Annotated in this window: 2 protein-coding genes; both read right to left on the bottom strand. The window is 69.8% G+C overall.

The window, feature by feature from the left end:
* Positions 1-95: 95 nt before the first annotated feature.
* Positions 96-890, bottom strand: coding sequence for a UDP-2,3-diacylglucosamine diphosphatase (locus tag QMX83_RS21100; RefSeq protein WP_282298582.1), 795 nt, complete (start codon positions 888-890; stop codon positions 96-98).
* Complete coding sequence (locus tag QMX83_RS21095; protein ID WP_282298581.1) at positions 887-2,599, bottom strand: lysophospholipid acyltransferase family protein; 1,713 nt, start codon at positions 2,597-2,599, stop codon at positions 887-889. The genes QMX83_RS21100 and QMX83_RS21095 overlap by 4 nt, the downstream gene beginning before the upstream one ends.
* Positions 2,600-2,695 lie beyond the last annotated feature (96 nt).

Here is a 2,695-nt window from a genome sequence, read left to right as displayed (position 1 = left end):
GAGCCACGCCCTGCGTGGCCGCGCGGTGTCAGACGTGGTCGAAGCCACGCAGGGCGTGGCTCTACGTCGATCGCCAACACCGCGAGAGGGTGAATTTACGCGGCTTGTCGAAGTTCCCCGAGCGAGGCCAGGGTTTGCCCGTGGTGATCCAGCAGCCGCAGGGTGCCATCCGGGTCTTCGGCCAGCGCGGTCAGGCTTTCCACCCAATCCCCATCATTGGCATACACCAGGCCATCGCGCTCAACCAAGGCCGCGCGATGGATATGCCCACACACAATCCCATCCAGCCCACGTCGGCGCACATCGTCCAGCCCTGCCTGCACGAAGCGCTCGATGTAGCGCTCGGCGGCGCTGCTCTGCCGCTTCAGGAATTCGGACAGCGACCAGTAGCGCATGCCCAGCCGCCGGCGCCCGGCATTGAGCAGATGGTTGCCGGTGAGAATGCGGTAGTACAGCCAGTCACCAAACTTTTCCTGCAGCCCGCCGAAATGGGTGACGCCGTCGTAGTCGTCCCCATGCACCACCAGCAGGCGGCGGCCGTCCGCCGTGGTGTGGATGGCGCGACGTCGTACCTGCATGGCCGGCAGCATCAACCCGCACATCTGCCGCAGCGAGGCGTCGTGGTTGCCGGGGATGTAGATGATTTCGGTGCCCGCGCGACGCAGCGCATGCAGCGCTTCAATCACTGCGCTGTGCGAAGGCCGCCACGCGGCGCGCCGGTGCGCCAGCCACCACAGATCAATGATGTCGCCGACCAGATACAGCTGGCTGCAGCGCAGCCCACGCAGGAACTGCGCCAGCTCGGCGGCATGGCAGTGGCGTGAACCCAGATGAACGTCGGACAGGAACACCGCGCGACGGTGCGGCGGCAGCAGGGTCACCGGCTTCATGCCTGCACCTCCGCCGGGCGCAGGTAGCGTTTGCGCTTGTTCGGGCGGATCGCCTGCAGGTCGACTTCGATCAGCCCATCGATGGAATCGCTGAAGTCCGGGTCCACCCCGAAGGCGAGAAAGCGCGCGCCGCCTGGTTCGCACAGGTCGGTGTACTGCCGGTACAGGGTGGGCACGCTGGTACCGAGCGCGCCGAGGTTGGCTTTCAGCACGTCGAAGGCAGCGCTGGCATCGAGCTCCCCAAAACTTGGCGGCGCAGCGAAGTACTGGAACGGGCGGTTGGACTCGGCCAGCCCGGCCGCTGCCCCGTAGTAGCGCTGGTAGTACGCCACCAATTGCTCGCGGGCCTCGCGCGGCAGTGCCGCGCTGATCGAGACCGCGCCAAACAGATAGCGGATGCCGGGGCGGCACTGCAGGTAGGCCCCGATGCCCTGCCAGAGGTAGTCCAGGCTGCGGCTGCCCCAGTAATCGGGCACGACAAAGCTGCGGCCCAGTTCCAGGCCTTCGGCGATGCGCGGGATGGCGTCGTCGGCGTAGCGGAACAGCGCGGCACTGTAGAGGCCGGCCAGTCCGTCGCGGGCCAGGGCCTGCGCACCGCGCATGATCCGGTATGCACCGGCGACGCGCTGGGCGGCCCCGTCCCAGATCACGATGTGTTCGTAGCGCAGGTCGAAGGCGTCCAGGTCGCGGCTGCGCCCGGTACCCTCGCCCACCTGGCGGAAGGTCAGTTCGCGCAGCCGTCCCAGTTCCAGCAGCAGGGGACAGTCCGCGCCGCAGCGGGCCAGCAGGATCTGCTTGCCGTCGCCGGTCTGGCCCAGCACGCTGGCCGCCGCGACGGCGCGCGCGACCTGCGCCGGGGCCATCGGGGCCGCCAACGGCTCGGGGCCGGGCGACGATGCGGTCGGGACGGCCTGCGCGCCACGCCCCAGGGCATACAGGGCCTGGCGCACCGCTTTCAGCTGCTGCCCGGCATTACCCGGTGCCAGCGTCATCGGGGTACCGATGCGCAGGCGCAGCGGCCGCCCCCGACGCGCGAACATCTCCCGCGCCAGCAGGGCCGTACCGGCCGGCTTGAACAGCGTGGAGGCTCCGTAGAACAGGGCCGAGTTGCGCGCCTGCACCCGCACCGGCAGCACCGGGGCCGCCGCCGCCCGGGCGAAACGGACGAACCCCCGCTGCCAGCGCCCGTCGCGGATGCCCTGCAGTGACAGCCGTGACACCTCGCCGGCCGGGAACACGATCACGCACTGCTCGGCCGCCAGCGCCTGTTCCACGGCCTGCAGGCTGGCACGCTGGACCTTGCCGCCCAGCATCCGCACCGGCAGCAGCAGGTCCTGCAGTGGCGCAATGGCTCCCAGCAGGTCGTTGGCCACGATCCGGACATCACGCCGCACCCGGCCCACCGCATCCAGCAGTGCCAGGGCATCCAGCGCCCCGGAGGGGTGGTTGGCCACGATCAGCAGCCGGCCGGTGGCCGGGATGCGGGCCAGTTCGGCCGGGGTCACCTGGTAGGTGCTGTCGAGGAAGTCGAGTCCGGCAGCCACGAAGTCAAACCCGCGCACCCCGGCGTGCTGGCGCAGGAAGTCCTCTACCCGGTCCAGCCGCGACCAGCGCCCTACGCCGCGCAGCAGGGGCCGCGCCAGATGCCCGCGGCGACCGCGGAACCAGTCGGGAAAACGTTGCTGCAGACGCTGTTCGAGTTCCTGCATGGCGGCCCCCTCGAGATGGTTGGATCAAACCGTAGAGCCACGCCCTGCGTGGCTGCGGGGTGCCAGGCCGGGTCGAAGCCACGCAGGGCGTGGCTC

This window comes from Stenotrophomonas sp. PS02289, from assembly GCF_029960115.1.
Classification (GTDB): domain Bacteria; phylum Pseudomonadota; class Gammaproteobacteria; order Xanthomonadales; family Xanthomonadaceae; genus Stenotrophomonas.
This window is presented reverse-complemented; position numbering and strand designations above follow the sequence as displayed.